The organism is Neorickettsia risticii str. Illinois, assembly GCF_000022525.1.
GTDB classification, from domain to species: domain Bacteria; phylum Pseudomonadota; class Alphaproteobacteria; order Rickettsiales; family Anaplasmataceae; genus Neorickettsia; species Neorickettsia risticii.
Map to the genome: position 1 here is coordinate 723,238 of NC_013009.1, position 17,871 is coordinate 741,108.

At 43.1% G+C, this 17,871-nt stretch carries 12 protein-coding genes, 1 tRNA gene and 2 rRNA genes; 7 read left to right on the forward strand and 8 right to left on the reverse strand.

Annotated features, from left to right (window positions below):
• Window positions 1-41 precede the first annotated feature (41 nt).
• The gene (locus NRI_RS03305; RefSeq protein ID WP_148205727.1) at window positions 42-716 is read right to left on the reverse strand and encodes a TerC family protein; all 675 of its coding nucleotides are present in this window, start codon (window positions 714-716) and stop codon (window positions 42-44) included.
• 536 nt (window positions 717-1,252) lie between these two features.
• On the opposite strand from NRI_RS03305, the gene NRI_RS03310 reads away from it, so the two are divergent.
• From NRI_RS03310 to NRI_RS03320, 3 genes are all read left to right on the forward strand, one after another.
• On the forward strand, window positions 1,253-2,752 hold the full coding sequence (locus NRI_RS03310) for an acyl-CoA carboxylase subunit beta (RefSeq protein WP_015816621.1): 1,500 nt from the start codon (window positions 1,253-1,255) through the stop codon (window positions 2,750-2,752).
• 122 nt (window positions 2,753-2,874) lie between these two features.
• Window positions 2,875-3,417 (forward strand): hypothetical protein, encoded by a 543-nt coding sequence (locus NRI_RS03315; protein WP_238522987.1) that lies wholly within the window; start codon window positions 2,875-2,877, stop codon window positions 3,415-3,417.
• A gap of 216 nt (window positions 3,418-3,633) precedes the next feature.
• A complete protein-coding gene (locus tag NRI_RS03320; protein ID WP_238522988.1) occupies window positions 3,634-4,905 on the forward strand; it encodes a TolC family protein in 1,272 nt (423 codons plus the stop codon).
• Between the two features lie 94 nt (window positions 4,906-4,999).
• Here NRI_RS03320 and ispG read toward each other — a convergent pair whose 3' ends face one another.
• The 5 genes from ispG to NRI_RS03345 all read right to left on the reverse strand — a co-directional run bounded on the left by ispG (window position 5,000) and on the right by NRI_RS03345 (window position 11,063).
• On the reverse strand, window positions 5,000-6,244 hold the full coding sequence (gene ispG, locus NRI_RS03325; RefSeq protein WP_015816610.1) for a flavodoxin-dependent (E)-4-hydroxy-3-methylbut-2-enyl-diphosphate synthase: 1,245 nt from the start codon (window positions 6,242-6,244) through the stop codon (window positions 5,000-5,002).
• Window positions 6,245-6,296: 52 nt separating this feature from the next.
• Complete coding sequence (locus NRI_RS03330; protein ID WP_015816623.1) at window positions 6,297-7,004, reverse strand: inositol monophosphatase family protein; 708 nt, start codon at window positions 7,002-7,004, stop codon at window positions 6,297-6,299.
• 95 nt (window positions 7,005-7,099) lie between these two features.
• Complete coding sequence (gene pdhA / locus NRI_RS03335; protein ID WP_015816611.1) at window positions 7,100-8,068, reverse strand: pyruvate dehydrogenase (acetyl-transferring) E1 component subunit alpha; 969 nt, start codon at window positions 8,066-8,068, stop codon at window positions 7,100-7,102.
• A gap of 55 nt (window positions 8,069-8,123) precedes the next feature.
• Window positions 8,124-8,232 (reverse strand): 5S ribosomal RNA (gene rrf / locus NRI_RS03340).
• A gap of 53 nt (window positions 8,233-8,285) precedes the next feature.
• Window positions 8,286-11,063, reverse strand: a 23S ribosomal RNA gene (locus tag NRI_RS03345).
• A 363-nt stretch (window positions 11,064-11,426) separates the two neighbouring features.
• On the opposite strand from NRI_RS03345, the gene NRI_RS03350 reads away from it, so the two are divergent.
• The 3 genes from NRI_RS03350 (at window position 11,427) to pstB (ending at window position 13,593) form a co-directional block, all read left to right on the forward strand.
• Window positions 11,427-12,269, forward strand: coding sequence for a 4-hydroxybenzoate octaprenyltransferase (locus NRI_RS03350; protein WP_015816627.1), 843 nt, complete (start codon window positions 11,427-11,429; stop codon window positions 12,267-12,269).
• A complete protein-coding gene (locus NRI_RS03355) occupies window positions 12,266-12,724 on the forward strand; it encodes a flavin reductase family protein (RefSeq protein WP_015816625.1) in 459 nt (152 codons plus the stop codon). Before NRI_RS03350 ends, NRI_RS03355 begins: the two co-directional genes overlap by 4 nt.
• A 101-nt stretch (window positions 12,725-12,825) precedes the next feature.
• Window positions 12,826-13,593, forward strand: coding sequence for a phosphate ABC transporter ATP-binding protein PstB (pstB, locus tag NRI_RS03360; protein WP_015816628.1), 768 nt, complete (start codon window positions 12,826-12,828; stop codon window positions 13,591-13,593).
• 96 nt (window positions 13,594-13,689) lie between these two features.
• On the opposite strand, the gene NRI_RS03365 is transcribed toward pstB, so the two are convergent.
• Window positions 13,690-13,765: transfer RNA gene (locus NRI_RS03365), tRNA-Arg, on the reverse strand.
• A gap of 482 nt (window positions 13,766-14,247) precedes the next feature.
• Window positions 14,248-14,691, reverse strand: a complete 444-nt coding sequence (gene smpB, locus NRI_RS03375; RefSeq protein ID WP_015816629.1) for an SsrA-binding protein SmpB — start codon at window positions 14,689-14,691, stop codon at window positions 14,248-14,250.
• Between the two features lie 246 nt (window positions 14,692-14,937).
• On the opposite strand from smpB, the gene NRI_RS03380 reads away from it, so the two are divergent.
• Complete coding sequence (locus NRI_RS03380; protein ID WP_015816641.1) at window positions 14,938-17,778, forward strand: AIR synthase-related protein; 2,841 nt, start codon at window positions 14,938-14,940, stop codon at window positions 17,776-17,778.
• The last annotated feature ends 93 nt before the right edge of the window (window positions 17,779-17,871 follow it).

Below are 17,871 nucleotides of genomic sequence, written 5' to 3' on the forward strand. Positions count from 1 at the left end.
TGCCACGATATTTCAATGTGCACCGATCAGAAGCACCAGAACTATTTCTCGTTAGTGCTCCTATATTTTCGTACAACATTGCACAGTTGCACAATCAGTGAGAAAGCAAATGCGAAATATAAGTAGGACTTCTTAAACTCAATATGCAATCCTTCCAAGAACAAAAGAACCCCTATAGATACAACGAATACAAGTGCAAGTGTCTTTAATTCTGGAAATCGTTCTATCCATTTTGATACAGAATCTGCCATGACAATCATGAAAATGATCGTTAATGTGAAAGCCAACCCTATAAGAAAGGTATTTTTGGTAATCGCAACTGCCGTAAGAATGGAATCTACTGAAAAAACGAGATCTACAAATGCAACGTAACACACAGTAAGAAAACTGTTTTTTGCTTCATAGTGGATATCTTTCAGTCTGACATACTGCAAAAGCTCCTTTAAACCCTTAAACAGGAGAAACATCCCACCAGCAAGAAAAACTATATCCTGGACTGAAAGTGAGTAGCACAGCGGTTTTTTAAGCGTTAGAACAAACGAGACGCATAGGAGCATCGCCAGACGCAGTAAAAGGGCAAGTCCGAGCCCAATATACCTTATAGTGCGCCCATCACGCATTTTACCCGTGAGAATTGCGATGAACACAATATTATCTATGCCGAGTACTATCTCAAGAAATAGGAGGACTACTAAGATACCCAGCTCAGAAAACACCTTGAAAATCAAACCAGAAATCACGAAAAATCTGCCGCCTACACACCAATGGGTAAAACTACTTAAGCGGCAAATTAGACCACTACACTCTAGCAGATGCTACAAAGCACTATCAAGATACTAAGACTGATATAATATCTAAATTTAAAAGCACCCAATTTCATACTGATTTTTCCACAGATCCGCTTCTTTCTGTTAGATAAATCTGAAAAAATTATTACGTAGCACTACATCTTATTACTCAACACAATGCCTGTATCTAGGAAGAACGGGATTGATAAAACACCAGCGGTCCCAGATACGAATAAAGCGTAATTTGCGTTTACCCCAAAGAAAAGAAGATAAAACATAATGTAGGTATCACAAACTGTAAAACCCTACACACTACTTATCAGGTTGGGAAAAAGCAAAGCACAGATAAGGTTAATATTGTTATATTTATTTTAATAATTTATTATTACACCTTTTAAACTGCCTTATTGACGGTAAATAGATCAATTAGGTATAATACAATTTATCGTTCAGGCACCTTTAGCATGCAAAAATCTCTTCAGCTTTCCCTAGGTGAGTCAACAAAAGCACAATCTGTGACTTCCAAGCTTACTGCCCGCGAAAGATTGGAAGTCCTGTTCGATGATGGGAAATTTGTGGAAATTGATAGCTTAGTCCGCCACAGGTGCACCAATTTTGGACTCGAAAAAAAATCTGTAGATGGGGACGGTGTCATTGCGGCACATGGCCAAATCAATGGGAGAAGTGTCTTTGCGTATTCGCAAGATTTTTCAGTGTTTGGCGGGTCACTCAGTGAAAAGAATGCTGAGAAGATCTGTAAAATCATGGACCTTGCAGCCAAGACTCGTGCCCCTATCATCGGGATAAACGACTCTGGCGGTGCAAGAATACAAGAGGGAGTTGATTCTCTCGGTGGATACGGAGAGATATTCTTGCGCAATGTTCGACTCTCTGGTGTCGTGCCACAAATTTCACTGATTATGGGACCATGTGCTGGTGGTGCTGTGTACTCACCTGCGTTGACCGACTTTATTTTCATGGTTAAAGAGACGAGCTATATGTTCGTTACCGGCCCAAAAGTGGTAAAGACTGTTCTCAAGGAAGATCTTACGCAAAATGAGCTTGGTGGTTCCGAGATACACACGAAAAAATCAGGCGTATGTGACAGAGCATTTGAAAATTCTGTTGAGCTGCTTATTGCAGTGAGAAATTTTCTTGATTTTCTACCGCAAAACAACACCGAAACCCCTCGTCAAAGAGAATGCACTGATCCTGTGCGTAGGCAGATCGAGTGGCTAGATCGTTCTACTCCGGTAGTGTCAAACTTACCGTATGATATGAGCAATATCATAAGGGCAATAGTCGATGATGGCGAGTTCTTTGAGCTCTCGCCTGATTTTGCAAAAAACGTATTGATCGGCTTTGCCCATATTGGCGGGATTCGCATAGGTATTGTTGCAAACCAACCATCTGTTTTGGCAGGCTGCCTTGATATCAATTCTTCCAGGAAAGCAGCGCGCTTTGTTCGTTTCTGTGATGCCTTCAACATCCCGATCCTTACGTTCGTCGATGTACCAGGTTTCTTGCCTGGATCCTCTCAGGAGCAAAATGCCATTATAAAACACGGAGCAAAATTGCTTTACGCATATGCCGAAGCAACGGTCCCAAAAGTGACACTCATTATAAAAAAAGCTTATGGTGGTGCATACATAGTGATGGGATCAAAACATCTTGGTGGAGACGTGAACTTTTCCTGGCCAAATGCAGAAATTGCTGTGATGGGACCAGAAGCAGCTGTAGAAATCGTGTTTAGGCGAGAAATCGATACACCAAACAAAATCACGGAATTAGCATCAGATTATAGAACACAGATTGCAAATCCAAGAGTACCCGCTGCACGTGGATATTTGGACGATATAATAAAACCTTCGGATAGCAGAAGGAAAATAGTAGAAGCCTTCAGAATGCTGGCTGGCAAAACGATGGAAAAACCATGGAAAAAACACGATAATCTTCCACTCTAGCCAGCGCCATGGATCAAACGGACCGATGAGATTACGACAAACAACGACGTCTGTGTGAAACTCGAATTATACTCTGGTTAGTTTTTATGTGGTAGCATTGCGTGGACTCGTCTGTGCTGCTTATGCGTCTGCCTTTCTTATTATTTGCCATTTTAGCTGTAAGTGCGGGATTTGCTACTGCGAATCCTATTATGGAATACTTTTTAACAATGAGTTACGTGGAAGGTGGTATGGAACCTTGTGCATCCGTTGTTGAACGACTTGGTGACTCTAACAAAAGGACGCAGTTTTTGCGTGTGCTTGCACCTACGCTTGCAGCCATACAATCAGTAGGAAAAAATTCCATAGACACTGAACAGATAACTAAAACGCTTGAAAGTGCTGTTCTCTATTGCAACGCTTGTCCATCTGCAACCTTTGGCATGGCTCTTATGAATGCTGCGAGAAATTCTGATTCAACGGGATGGTGCAAGGATCGGCCTGAAAGTAAACTCCCTAGAGGCGCGGGTAATACTGGTACCAGCGCAACCCTACCTTCAAATGCAATTGAGAAGAGAAGTGATACCCAAGTGCACAATTACAATGGTAATAACTCGAACAACAAACAATCTACGCGTTCTAAAGGTAGCCCAGACAGAAGCAATGATGTACAAATCATCGAATAGCACACTAGCCTCACTTCGGAAGCGTTAATGTGGATATCCGCGTTTGTTGACTTGGAAGTAGGTTAAAAGGACTTTTCGCAGTATTCAAATTCTGAAAGCGCTGAAGATTCTCATGATGATATTTTGAAATATAGATTTATAGGTGCTACCATTGCAGTTTGTCCTTTGCATGTGAAAATGCGCCTTTTGATTTTCTTGCTGCTGTGGTTTACGTTTGTGGATTTTGCATACTCTTACAGCCTGGAGGATGCGTTTCACGACACGCTACTCAATAACGATACGGTAAAATCTTTATCCAAACAGCACGATCTCGCATTTCTGAGAAGAAGAATGTCCGTTTCGGAACTCCTTCCAACGGCCTCACTTGGATTACTGCATGATTTTAACAGAGAGTTTTGGGCACCCGTAGGAAGCGCTAAAACAAACCCAGTAATCGGACTGACTGTGACACAGAATATTGGTAATCCCTTTGCACCACTGTCTAAGTTATTCCTAGCAAAGCATGAGTATCTCAATGCGACCTTCCTTTACGCTGATGCTATCCACAATGTTATGTTGCATGTCATGCATGCCTACCTGGAAGCAATCAGAACTGAAGAGATCCTCGCTCTACACAAGGAAACCCTACGCGCACTGGAGATGAATCTAGATGCAGTGCAAAAGTCGTTGAAATTGGGCGAAAGTACAAAGGGAGAGCTAGCATATGCAAAAGCCAAACTCCTGTCGGCACGATCTCAGTTTCTGGAAAGCAAAAGTAAAGCCGAAAGTAGTAGAGCTTCTCTCTGCCACCTAGTTGGAAGAAAAAGTATACAAACAAAGCTCGAAGACCCTATCTTGAAAGTGGAATACCTGCCACGAACTCTACAGGAGTGTGTTATTCTTGCATTTGCAAATAACACTCCTATAAAAGCGGCGAAAAACGCTATAGAATCGGCAAAATTGAAAATAGTGGAAAGTGTGGGAAGGTGGCTTCCTGCAATGAGCCTCGAGACAACATTACGCTATGTACCATCCAAAAAAACCATAGCTGGTGGATTTCAGAACGTCGGTACACACACGACAATAAGTATCAGCCTACCGCTCTTCACAGGAGGCAGAAACACTTTAGCCGTAGCAATGGCGTATGAAGACAAGTCTCTTAAGGAACACGAATATCACGCGAAAAGTAAACTTCTAGAGGAAGAAGTCCAAAATACATGGAATGATTACCACAATGCCTTGCTTTTCGCCTCTGCATTAAAAGAACTTGTGAAAGCAAGTAATATTGCCGCTGATAGTATTAGACAGGAAGCACATCTTAATCTTAAAAGCAATCTAAACGTGATAGATGCTGAATTGGAGTTGCTAAAGGTCAAAACACAGCTCAGACAGGCAGAAGCCGCAAAGGTAGGTGCCTTTTACAAACTTCTTTTTATGATATACGGACACGAGACACTAGACATATTGCTTAGGGAAGACTTGGACGCATCCGCACAACAAAAATCATGACTTACGTAAAAGTAGATCCAGTCTAACTTTATGGAACACACTAGTTTTTAATGTTCTAAGATAACCCGCCTTGATTCCTCATGAGGTCCTTCACTTAACTTCGTGGGGCATATTTGTTCCTGATGTACTCCAAAATAATCCGCTTTGATTCCTCGAGAATGTTCTCGCCAGTAAGCTTTGCTGAAGGCTTTCCGTCAATAAAAACCGCTGCTACCATATTTTCATTATAACCAGGTAAGCTAATACCTACGTCTGCGTGTTTACTCTCGCCTGGACCATTAACAACACAACCCATTACCGCAAGTTTGAAATTCTCAACACCTGGATAAAGCTTCTTCCAATCGACCAGATTATCGTTTATGAAATCACTCAGGTCACTACTAATCTGCTGAAAATAATTTCCATTCGTCCTCCCACAACCAGGACATGAAGTAACCTGAGGGGCAAAGACTCTTAAACCCATTGACTGCAATATCAACTGACACGTTTCCACTTCTATTACTCTTGATTCACCAGGTTTCTGTGTTAAAGAAGCACGTATTGTATCACCAATACCACTATTAAGAAGTACTGAAAGTGCTGCGGTAGTTTTTATTATTCCTGAGGCACCCATGCCTGCTTCCGTCAGTCCCAAGTGTAGTGGATAACGACATTGTTCGGCCAAAGAGGAATAGACCGCTATTAAATCCTGAAAATTGCTTACCTTACACGAAAGTATAATTTTATCCGGTGATAATCCAACCTCCTCAGCGCGCTTCGCACTGGCCAGCGCAGACTGAATCAGTGCACATCTCAGTACTTCATTGTAGGAGCTGGGTTTCTCCTTTTTTGCATTATCATCCATTATCTGACGCAGAACCGATTGATCCAGACTTCCCCAGTTAACACCAATTCTAATGGGGAGATCATGTTTGCAAATCAACTCAATTACCTTGTCAAAATTTGTATCTCTCTTTGAACCAAATCCTATATTACCTGGGTTAATTCTTATCTTACCCAGGGATCTGATCGCTTCAGTCTGTGTTTCAAGTACGCGCTTAATCTCATACTGACCACATCCAACAAGCGGAACTTTTTCAAACCCGGACTTATCTAGATTTTCCCTTATATAAGGAATCGCTGCCGCAGCCTTCTCACTATTTATTGCAATTCTTATTAGCTCAGAGCCAGCCTTAGCCAAAGCCACAGCTTCGCGGGATTCATCTATAGCTATTGCTGACACGTCATCTGGATTTGTTCTGCTACCAGAGGTCATGGACTGCACAACTATTGGGTTCCCACCACCTATCTTAACGCCCGCTACATCAACAACAAGCGACTTCTTATCGAGTTCATACATCACAACCTCAAACGTTACTGATTATAGCCTCACCTCAAAAGCGGGCCGTCCCTTACTGAGTCACACCTAGCAATTGCTTGAACTTTTCACATAGATCCAGGTGAGCAAATAATACCACATCCTGAAAGCGCAACTCTTTTCCACCACTTTCTGCTATCAGCAATCTTATCAGTGACAACAACTCCGGATTAACATCTCCTACTTTTAGGAGTAGCGCATCTCCCCTACAAGAAGCAACGTAACAGGCAGCCAGGCTATCGCAGCCTAACATTCTGCGTCCCACAAGATCTAATCGGTTTTCCATGTAATCAAGAAAGACTACTATTTTAGTGATGTCAAAAGCTACACAGTTTTTTATTTTCAGACGCATCGTTCCTCCAAGATCTTCAAGATAAGCTCCTGAAGACAACTCCGCGTAAAACGTGGTATGAGTCATAGGAAGCTCAACAACAGAAGCAAAGGCCTTGCCATCTTTTTTTATCAGTACAGAAACCGTAAAGTCCGATATACCACGAAAAAAATTTTCCCTTCCATCTATTGGAAAAACAACAAGCTCGTACCTGGATCCAGTAGCAGCGTTATAACTGTCGAGCTCAAACAATAACTTTGATCGTACACGTTCATGCGTCACCTGCACAAACGATGATAAATTTTGATAGCCCTGTAAACGCTGTATCTCATGGAAATCTCTGACGAGCGGGTTACACACCTTGCGAATTACTTCGCCCACCTTCCTCACAATGCTCGAGCGCGTCACCATCCTCAGATTCCACACGGAAACACCGAAATGCTAACACCCCGAAAAAAAATTGCAAGCCATACGAAAGCCCACAACTTCCTCATGGAAAGTTACCCTCACTCCGAATAAATATTTGTCATGAGATTTGCCTGATCAGGAAAAGCAGAAGCACGCGCATAAGCTACACTACTCGATATCCGATCCTTAACTACCTTTTGCACACGGTCTAGCTCGCTGGGCAACACACCCGCCTGCAGAAGCAAGGTTTCCACACTTTTCAAAGGATCCCGCTCCTTAAAGGAAGAAACCTCCTCCTTAGACCTGTAAGAAGCTGGATCAGACATGGAGTGCCCCTTGAATCGATAAGTCTTATATTCTACAAGAACCGGACCGCTTCCGCTTCGCACACGCTCAACTGCATTCATCGTGACACGAATCACATCTATCAGATCCATACCATTAGCAGAGTAGCCGGGTATTCCAAACGACTCGCCCCTGTTCGAAAGTGAAGAATTAGCGCACACGCTCTCAACGGAGCTACCCATAGCGTACATGTTATTTTCCACAACATAGAGTACAGGAAGCTTCCACAGGGCAGCCATATTAAAAGATTCATAGACCTGCCCCTGGTTGATCGCACCATCCCCAAAACAACTTGCAACAACGGCGTTAGACTCCCTGTATTTTTCAGCAAAAGCTATACCTGTTCCTAGCGAGACTTGGGAACCAACAATACCATGACCCCCAAAGAAATTCCTCTCAGGATCGAACATGTGCATCGACCCACCTTTACCAGCAGAACAACCAGACGATCTTCCCAGAAGCTCAGCCATCATAACATCAGTGGAAGAACCTCGAGCAAGCATCATCCCGTGATCCCTATAGCTAGTAATGATAGAGTCTTCCTTACCCAGACAGTACTCCAAACCAACAGCGATTGCCTCCTGTCCTATGTAAAGATGACAAAAGCCGCATATCTCACCCATACTGTAAAGCTGCCCCGCCCTCTCTTCGAAGCGCCGGATCAATAGCATTTTTCCATAAAGAGACAAAAGAACCGACGAATCTAAAGGTTCAAGCAGCATACACTCGAGGCAGGAATCAAATACGTAGCCATGAAAAACGTCTGTGATTTCAAGGACCTAGCAACCACCTACTCTCCCACATAAGCAGTACCATCGGCGCAAAAAGGTTTCACTTTCGAGTTCGGAATGGAGTCGAGTGTTTCACTTTAGCTATTATCACTAGACCCATGAAATCACAGACAAGTAGGCTCAGTCCTGTACATAAAATCTAAGACCAAACTGTAAATCAATCGGGCTATTAGTACTGGTAAGCTCAACACGTTACCGTGCTTACACACCCAGCCTATCAACGTGGTAGTCTCCCACGGCCCTATAGGGAAATTTAGTTTTGAGGTGGACTTCCCGCTTAGATGCTTTCAGCAGTTATTCCTTCCATACGTAGCTACCCAGCGGTGCCCCTGGCGGGACAACTGGTACACAATTGGTATGTCCAACTCGGTCCTCTCGTACTAGAGTTAGCTCCTCTCAAATTTCCAACACCCACGGCAGATAGAAACCGAACTGTCTCACGACGTTCTAAACCCAACTCACGTACCACTTTAATCGGCGAACAGCCGAACCCTTGGGACCTTCTACAGCCCCAGGATGTGATGAGTCGACATCGAGGTGGCAAACAGCGTCGTCGATATGAACTCTTGGACGCTATTACCCTGTTATCCCCGGCGTACCTTTTATCCGTTGAGCGATGACCCTTCCACGCGGAATCACCGGATCACTATAACCGACTTTCGTCTCTGCTCGGCTTGTCAGCCTCGCAGTCAGGCAGGCTTATGCTATTATACTCGACGACTGATTTCCAACCAGCCTGAGCCTACCATTGCACGCCTCCGTTACTCTTTAGGAGGCGACCGCCCCAGTCAAACTGCCCACCATACACTGTCCTCGCTCTCGATAAGAAAGCGGAGTTAGATATCAATAACAGGAAGGTTGGTATCTCAACAACGACTCCACCCAGACTAGCGCCCGAGTCTCACTGTCTCCCAACTATCCTGCACATCCTGTCATTAATACCAATGTAAAGCTACAGTAAAGGTGCACGGGGTCTCTTCGTCTGACCGCAGGTACCCCGCATCTTCACGGGGAGTTCAATTTCGCTGAGTTGATGTTGGAGACAGCGGGGAAGTCGTTACGCCATTCGTGCAGGTCGGAACTTACCCGACAAGGAATTTCGCTACCTTAGGACCGTCAGTGTTACGGCCGCCGTTCACCGGGGCTTCAATTCAAAGCTATTCACCTCTCCTATTAACCTTCCGGCACCGGGCAGGCGTCAGACCCTATACTTCCACTTACGTGTTCGCAGAGTCCTGTGTTTTTAGTAAACAGTCGCTACCCCCTGGCCTGTGCCGCCTTACCGTGGTTGCCCACAACAAGGCCATCCTTCTCCCGAAGTTACGGATGCAATTTGCCGAGTTCCTTCAACATCATTATCTCAATCACCTAAGTATACTCTACCCACTTACCTGTGTCGGTTTGCGGTACGGCCTATATGTAAGAGCTATTTCTTGGAGCCACATAAGCAGCATTCCCAATCCAATAAGAGAATACCACCACAGTAACCCGTCACTACTTACAGGTCAAGGAATATTAACCTTGTTTCCATCGACTACCCCTTTCGGACTCGTCTTAGGGACCGACTAACCCTGCTCAGATTAACTTTAAACAGGAAACCTTAAGTTTTCGGTGGGAGTGTTTTTCACACTCCTTACGCTACTCATGTCAGCATTTGCACTTCCAATACCTCCACCCGACCTCACGGTCGACCTTCGACGGCTTATGGAACGCTCCGCTACCATTGCCACGGGGATACCCGCAACAATCCGCATTTTCGGTATGCAACTTTAGCCCCGGTACATCTTCGGCGCAGGAAAGCTTGTTTAGACTAGTGAGCTGTTACGCTTTCTTTAAAGGATGGCTGCTTCTAAGCCCACCTCCTAGCTGTCTTGGCCTTCCAACATCCTTCCACACTTAGTTGCAATTTGGGGACCTTAAATGGCGGTCTGGACTGTTTTCCTCTTCACCACGGATCTTAGCACCCGTAGTGTGTCTGCCGCAGAACTATTACTGGTATTCGGAGTTTAGCTGAGCTCAGTAAGATTTTACTCCCCCTAACCCATCAAGTGCTCTACCCCCAGCAATATATTTATACGACGCTCTACCTAAATAGATTTCGCGGAGAACCAGCTATTTCCAGGTTTGATTGGCCTTTCACCCCTAGCCACAGCTCATCCCCTGGTATTGCAACACCAGTGGGTTCGACCCTCCAGTACGTCTTACCGCACCTTCAGTCTGGCCATAGCTAGATCACCTGGTTTCGGGTCTAATCCATTGAACTAATCGCCCTATTAAGACTCGCTTTCGCTACGCCTACACCTGATACGGCTTAAGCTTGCTCAATAAATTAAGTCGCTGACCCATTATACAAAAGGTACGCCGTCACCCGCAGACACCACCCCGAAGGATGATGCTCAGGCTCCGACTGTTTGTAAGTGTCCGATTTCAGGATCTATTTCACTCCCCTAACAGGGGTTCTTTTCACCTTTCCCTCACGGTACTAGTTCACTATCGGTCGCCAAGTAGTATTTAGGCTTGGAGGGTGGTCCCCCCACGTTCAGACAGGATTTCACGTGTCCCGCCTTACTCAAGGACCTGGACAAGCATTACCTATACGGGGCTATCACCCTATCTTGCTGCCCTTTCCAGAGCATTCTAGTTTTCTTGTCCAGGCCACTGGCCTGGTCCGCGTTCGCTCGTCACTACTAGCGGAATCTCGGTTGATTTCTTTTCCTCCAGCTACTTAGATATTTCAGTTCGCTGGGTTCGCTTTACACACCTATGAATTCAGTGCGCAATGACTAGCAAGCTAGCCGGGTTCCCCCATTCGGAAATCCACGGATAAACGTTTTTTGGCAACTACCCGCGGCTTATCGCAGCCTAACACGTCCTTCTTCGCCTCTTGGCACCAAGGCATCCATCAGACACTCTTAGTTTTTTACAGTATACATCTTAGGTTATGTACAGAACAAAACCTACTTATCATACTTCTGTTTTATTTGAGACCTATTAATCTTTCGAACTTTTCAAACAACACGCTGCACAAACAGCGACGGCCGTGCAGTCCACCGAAACCGGCACTTTTGAAAGCACGTGTTCCCAGGTTACATGCAAAGAAAAATAATGTCAACGGTTCAATTTTTACTGATTTCACTAAAGCTATGCAACAACCAACTTGCTTTGAACCTCAAGTGTTCATAAATGCATATCTTATCTTCCGAGTTTGCATACTCGAATTTCACTCCTTCGCGTGGTATTACAAGAGCGAACTTGAATTTACAACTTCCTGATAGAACTACCTTGAAAAATGAAAATTAAAAAGTATGCTTCCCTGATTCGGTTCCAGAGTCTTGGTGGGATGTGGTTGTGTTTTTTTCCCGCTCTATTTGTGGTTGCGCTCCTTGGAAGTAGTTTCTACTCATTCCTGTGGATTCCCTTCTTTCTTTTAGGTGCTTTCCTTGTAAGATCAGCGGGCTGTATCGCAAATGATATTGCTGATCGAAATATCGATGGAAAAGTTAAAAGAACTGCTTCACGCCCTATAGCATCTGGAGAGGTAAGCGTCACTGAAGCGGTACTGCTGTTTTTAATTCTACTGATACTAGCAACGGTGTTATTGGCTTTCCTTCCTCTCGAAGCAACCGCACTTGGAGCATTCACAATTGTAGGAGTGGTGGTTTATCCATTTTCCAAAAGATATTTTGCCTATCCTCAATTGCTCCTCGCAGTTATCTTCAATGTAGGAGCCCTTTTCGCATCGATTGTAGTTGTCAATTCCATTCATGCCTCAGCGCTTTTTATTTATTTAGCTTGCTTCTTCTGGACGCTTTACTATGACACAATATATGGACACCAAGACAAACGCTACGATGCGGCACTCGGAGTACATTCTTTGTCACTGGGAAAGTTTGGTTCGAAGGAATGGTTGAAGAAATACGCAAGGCTAGCACTTTCCTTTCTTGCTTTCTCTGCTGTGCTACCTGGACTCAACCTTCTGTATTACATTGGCTTAGCAGCTCTCTTCTTTATGGAGGAAAAATTTACGGAATCTATAAACTTAGATGATCCAAAAAACTGCGGAATAGCATTCAAGCGAATGAATTTTGTTGGCGTGCTCATTTTCTTTATTATTCTACTAGGCAGACTATGAGTGACGAAGCCCTATTTAAAGAGTGTATGAGTCGATTTGCTACAGGAATATCAGTTGTGGCAACTAGTTTCATGGGAGAAAAGTATGGAATAACAGTTAGTTCACTCTGCTCAGTTTCGCTGAAACCACAATTAATCTCGTACTGCCTCGATAGAAATTCAAGTAGGTTTGACATCTTCTTCTCCGCGGAAGAGTTTGTGGTGAGCGTATTAGATGAAACAGCTAAACAAACCTCAGTTTCATTCTCGCAGAATAATACCCAAGCATGGAAAGAAGAATTTTCAACAAGCTTAGAATTAAAAAAAGCATTGTGTTGGATGTATTGTCGCACCAAAGATCGGTACGATGCCGGCGATCACAAAATCATCGTCGCCGCGGTAGAGGAAAAAAAGCTTAATGTTTCAAAATCCCTTCCTTTGGTCTACTATAGGAGGGATTACTGCTCAATTAAGTAGATAGACGTAACCGCTAAAAGCCCAAGAAGAGTCGAGTTTCCAGCAAAACAGCGGTGATGTGTAAGGGGTGTCTTTCGTAGTAGTTAATAGATCTGACTCTTATGTCTTTAGATAAAAAAATCAAAGCATCCGTAAAAAATCTAAATGTTTTCTATAAAGCAAAACATGTTCTTAAAGATATAAACTTCGACATCTACTCAAAATCCGTAACTTCGCTTATAGGCTCGTCTGGATGCGGAAAAACAACTCTTCTGAGATGTTTCAATAGAATGAATGATTTCTTTGATGATTGCAGGATCACGGGTGAGCTACTGATAGACAATTACAATATCTATGCTCCAACGGTGGATGTGGTAATGCTACGCGCTAGAGTTGGAATGGTCTTTCAAAAACCAAATCCTTTTCCAAAATCTATATATGATAATGTTGCTTACGGTCCGCGGCTCCAAGGAATAACAAACAAACGTGGTCAATTAGACGAAATTGTCTGTAAGAGTCTCCTAAGGAGCGGGCTTTGGGAAGAGGTGCACGAGAATCTGCATCAAAATGCACTGGAACTTTCAGGTGGACAACAACAACGACTTTGCATAGCTAGAGCTATAGCAGTTAAGCCAACTATACTCCTGATGGACGAGCCCTGTTCTGCGCTCGATCCAAAAGCAACGAAACTCATAGAGGACCTTGTAATAGAACTAAAAAAGAAGTTCACCATCATAATCGTGACGCACTCCATGAAACAAGCCCGGAGTATCTCAGACGTAATCGTGTACCTAGAAAAAGGAAAAATTGTAGAATACGGACGGACAGAGGAAGTATTCCAAAAATTGAAAGAGGATTCTTTGAGAAACTACTTTAGCACAAACGATTGACGGAAAATGATGATAAGCTTAAAAGCATACCTCTAGTAAAAAGCTAACTTCACCCAGCAAAAACTTCTAATCTTGTTTTCTATGTCGAACGGTTAGTGGTGCACTTGATAGGAATCGAACCTACGGCCTTTGCTTCCGGAGAGCAACGCTCTATCCACTGAGCTACAAGTGCGTACAGCGATCCTAGCACATCAGTTGACTACTTAGAATAACTTGATTTCCCCATACTGATCGTAGAACAGTACATCTTGAGCTACTGTCATAAAGAATCAAATTCTGGCGAAAATGAAGAGTTTTATCTAAGCACACCTATTATCCAGAAAAAACGACTGTTGTTATTCAAAATACACATATGAAGGCAATAACATCCACTTTCTCATTGTTAACGCAACAACATACAGACGTGAAAAACAAGAGAGCCACATCAATGACTTCTACACCACTACAGAAAGGCTCAACCCAAACAGATCAAAACATGCCTCAACCACTGGGATCTTGTACGCATCCTGACTGCTCCACCTAAAAACCTGGAATGGCTAAGTACAAAAACCATAAAATCCGGGATACCAAGGAAAAATTGATTCATCTGCAGATAGAATTCGAGCAATACAAAGCAAAGTGATTGCCTCACAAAAGAGATAGACGCATTCATACCTAACTGAAATCTTGCTGAGCTTGCTTTCTTGCCCAATCACGATCCTTGATATCCTGACGTTTATCATATTTTTTCTTACCTTTTGCTAAGGCAAACTTCACTTTTATAAGCCCATTTTCATTCACGTATATAGACAATGGAACTAGAGTTAGTCCCTTGGTTCTTACTGCACCGGATATCTTATTTAGCTGTCTTTTGTGAACAAGTAATTTACGAGATCTAGTAGGAACGTGATTGGACCTGCTCGCAGGCTTATAAGGTGGAACATGCATGTTATTAAGCCACAGTTCAAAACGCCTAAAGGCAACAAAGGCCTCGTTTAATGAAGCTGAATGATACTTTAAAGCCTTAACTTCCGTTCCAAGTAAGACAATCCCGGCCTCAAACTCATCAACTAGTGAGTAATCAAATCGGGCCTTTTTATTGGTTGCAATGACTTTCATTATGTGAACGCTACCTGCACGTAGATCCTAACACTCTATTACTTGGTGAGAAAGTGAGAACATTTTTACATCATCAGCAAGACAAGATCCGTACAAAACTGCATCCTACAATTGTCATCTTTACTATCAAGATTGGGTAATCCTATAAACGAAGAGTGTTATCACATTGACCTGGTCATAATAAAGCGATTTAATCATGACTGATCCCAGTTATGGGGATAATGAAGTAGTAGAAGTTCTCACGAAATGCAGGCAATCATAGAAGTTCGCAAACCGTACTCAGACCCAAGAATCACAACACTTGCAAGTAATGGTGTTATCAATATTCGGGAAGTTGTTGATGCGTACCGATTCTATTCCACAGATTATTCTTTGAAAGACAATCTCTTAGAAATCGCACACTCATTAACTAATCACGTCTCAGAACAGTTCAGGTGCTTCATTTATGAGCCGGATAAAAACAAGATAGAAATTCTTGAAGCCAACAAAACAAGTCACCACGAAGGCAACAGTACTCTATGGGATTTCAGAAAATGCTATACAAGCGACTTCTGGGTAATAGAAAAACAGCCTCTCCAAGGAGTAAAGAACTCATTAGCGGAAGTGATTCTAGGCATTGTGATCACGTTACTGCAACAAAAGGGTATCAACGCAATAGAACAATGCATACAAGTAGACACGAGCCTACTCATGATAGGAACAGGTAGGTTGCCCGACCTTAACCTACTGTACAACCCTATGATTGAAGAGCTCTCACTGGAAAAGGTCCATAGCAAAAAAGTTGCATTTTGTTATTCACATGAAATGGATAGCGCCACTTTTTCTGGCAATACAAAAGATCTGACTTTAGAGGAATTAGATTCTTTCAATTGTCAGAACGCACTAAACCTCAGTGACATTCAGCTATCCAAAATAGTTGAGTACTTTAAATTGCAGGAAGGTAGAAGCTACGTGCGGGATATAGAGCTCGAAACTATTGCACAAACTTGGTCTGAGCACTGCAAGCACAATATTATGTCTTATCCTATAGATGACCTACAAGAAGGAATATTCCGAGGATACATAAAGAAATCAACTGAGACAATCATCAGAAATAACCCAGACCATATCTGCGCTTCGGTATTCACCGACAATGCTGGTGCAATTTGGTTCGATAAGGATTATCTCATCTGCGTGAAGGTCGAAACACATAACAGCCCTTCTGCATTAGAACCATTTGGAGGTGCAATGACAGGGATTCTCGGAGTTAACAGAGATATCCTGGGTTTTGGCCTTGCAGCAAAACCTATAGCAAATTATTATGCCTTCTGCGTTGAAGATCCAGACACTGAAATACAAGACTTGTACCATGATTCACACAAGACAAGGCCCAAACTGGATTCGCGAAACATCCTCAAGGGAATAATTCATGGTGTCAACGCTGGAGGCAATTGTTCTGGCATTCCAACCCCACAAGGCGCACTTTATTTCAGCAGTGCATTCAAGGCAAAACCACTCGTGTTTGTCGGATGTGCAGGCATTATCCCGGCAAAAATTGCAGAGAAAGAATCCTGGATAAAAGCACCAGAAGACGGGGATCTGATTGTCATAGCAGGTGGAAGAACTGGACGGGACGGCATACACGGAGCAACTTTTTCCTCAGCTGGAATAACAGACTCAAATGTCAAAGGTACTGAGGTTCAATTAGGTGACCCTTTTACACAGAAAAAACTTTCCGACGCAATAATACGTGAAGTAAGAGATGCAGATCTTTATAACGCCATCACTGATAATGGAGCCGGTGGCTTATCTTCTTCTGTTGGAGAAATGGGAAAAGATGGGTTTGTGGTGCATCTAGAAAAAGTGCTTTTGAAGACAATGGGGCTCGCACCGTGGGAGATATGGATCTCTGAGTCTCAAGAAAGAATGACATTTGCGATTCCACCCGGAAAGTTTGAGACCTTCGGGCGCATTATGACCAAACATGGCGTTGAGTTTGCTGCCATAGGCGAGTTTAACAAGTCCGGCAGGGGACTTATCACTTTTGATGGCAAGACTGTTTTTGATTTGTCATTGCGCTTTCTACATGATGGAAACCCTACAATCCATTTACAAACTAAAAAACCAAAAGAAATGCCAGAACAGCCTTATGTGAGTTTCTCATCCCTTGAGGAGGCAATTAGAGATAAAAATGTTTGCAGTAGAAAGTTCATAGCAGGGCAATACGATCACGAAGTTCAGGGAACATCTATACTAAAACCACTACAAGGAAGAAATGAAATTTTTTCAGACGTAACAGCGATAAAACCGTTGTACAACTCCAGGAAGTGCATAGGGCAATCACAAGACCTAGCAATTATGATACGCAATCCATATTTGGATACATGTTCTTCGATTGAACAGGCAGTAAGGAACTTAGTGACAATTGGGGTAAACCCTCAAAAGATTGCTCTTCTAGATAATTTTTGTTGGTCCGACTCGAATGACCTAGAAAAACTATGGCTACTAAAAGAAGCCGGAAGAGCTTGTCACGATACCTCTATAGCTTTAGGTACTCCTTTCATTTCCGGAAAGGACAGCATGTTTAATGATTTCAGTGGATATACCGCCTCAGGTGCGAAAATCAAAGTTTCCAACATTCCATCATTGTTAATAACCGCAGTTGGAATAATAGATGATTATGAAGATATAGTCTCGCTGGATGCAAAATACCCGGAGGATTTAATATACCTAATCGACATGAACGTGGAAGTAAAAAGGGCCTTGGAAATTTTCGGACGTTACCACTCGGCACTGAAAAATCAATTAGTCGCTTCCGCTATTCCAGTGGGGCTCGGTGGAAGGCTTGTATCAATCGCAAAAATGCTTATGGCCAACGGCCATGGAGGAACGATTTCCCTTGAAAACAACAAGAACAATCTTGAAAAATCACATGAAATTGTTGTCACTGTTTCACCAAAAAACGAATTGGCTTTCAGGGAGACATTTTTGGATACAGAAATTACAAAAATTGGTAAAGTTACACGTGAAGCGGTACTGGAAATAGGAAAATCCAGCAAGATAGAGGTCGATGCACTATTGTCAGCATACAAGCGCGTACTACTCTAGTTTGACTCACAGAGGCGTGATACGGAGAGAAAGAAGTATTAATTTGAGCACTGTGGATATGTGCAAACTTCTTTAGTTCTCTTGAACAACTGT

Excerpts from the sequence above, each read along its gene's own strand:
- NRI_RS03310 (WP_015816621.1), top strand. The coding sequence starts at position 1,253 with ATGCAAAAATCTCTTCAGCTTTCCCTAGGTGAGTCAACAAAAGCACAA.
- NRI_RS03315 (WP_238522987.1), top strand. The coding sequence starts at position 2,875 with ATGCGTCTGCCTTTCTTATTATTTGCCATTTTAGCTGTAAGTGCGGGA.
- ispG (WP_015816610.1), bottom strand. The coding sequence starts at position 6,244 with ATGTATGAACTCGATAAGAAGTCGCTTGTTGTTGATGTAGCGGGCGTT.
- NRI_RS03330 (WP_015816623.1), bottom strand. The coding sequence starts at position 7,004 with ATGGTGACGCGCTCGAGCATTGTGAGGAAGGTGGGCGAAGTAATTCGC.
- pdhA (WP_015816611.1), bottom strand. The coding sequence starts at position 8,068 with ATGCTGCTTGAACCTTTAGATTCGTCGGTTCTTTTGTCTCTTTATGGA.
- NRI_RS03350 (WP_015816627.1), top strand. The coding sequence starts at position 11,427 with ATGAAAATTAAAAAGTATGCTTCCCTGATTCGGTTCCAGAGTCTTGGT.
- NRI_RS03355 (WP_015816625.1), top strand. The coding sequence starts at position 12,266 with ATGAGTGACGAAGCCCTATTTAAAGAGTGTATGAGTCGATTTGCTACA.
- pstB (WP_015816628.1), top strand. The coding sequence starts at position 12,826 with ATGTCTTTAGATAAAAAAATCAAAGCATCCGTAAAAAATCTAAATGTT.
- smpB (WP_015816629.1), bottom strand. The coding sequence starts at position 14,691 with ATGAAAGTCATTGCAACCAATAAAAAGGCCCGATTTGATTACTCACTA.
- NRI_RS03380 (WP_015816641.1), top strand. The coding sequence starts at position 14,938 with ATGCAGGCAATCATAGAAGTTCGCAAACCGTACTCAGACCCAAGAATC.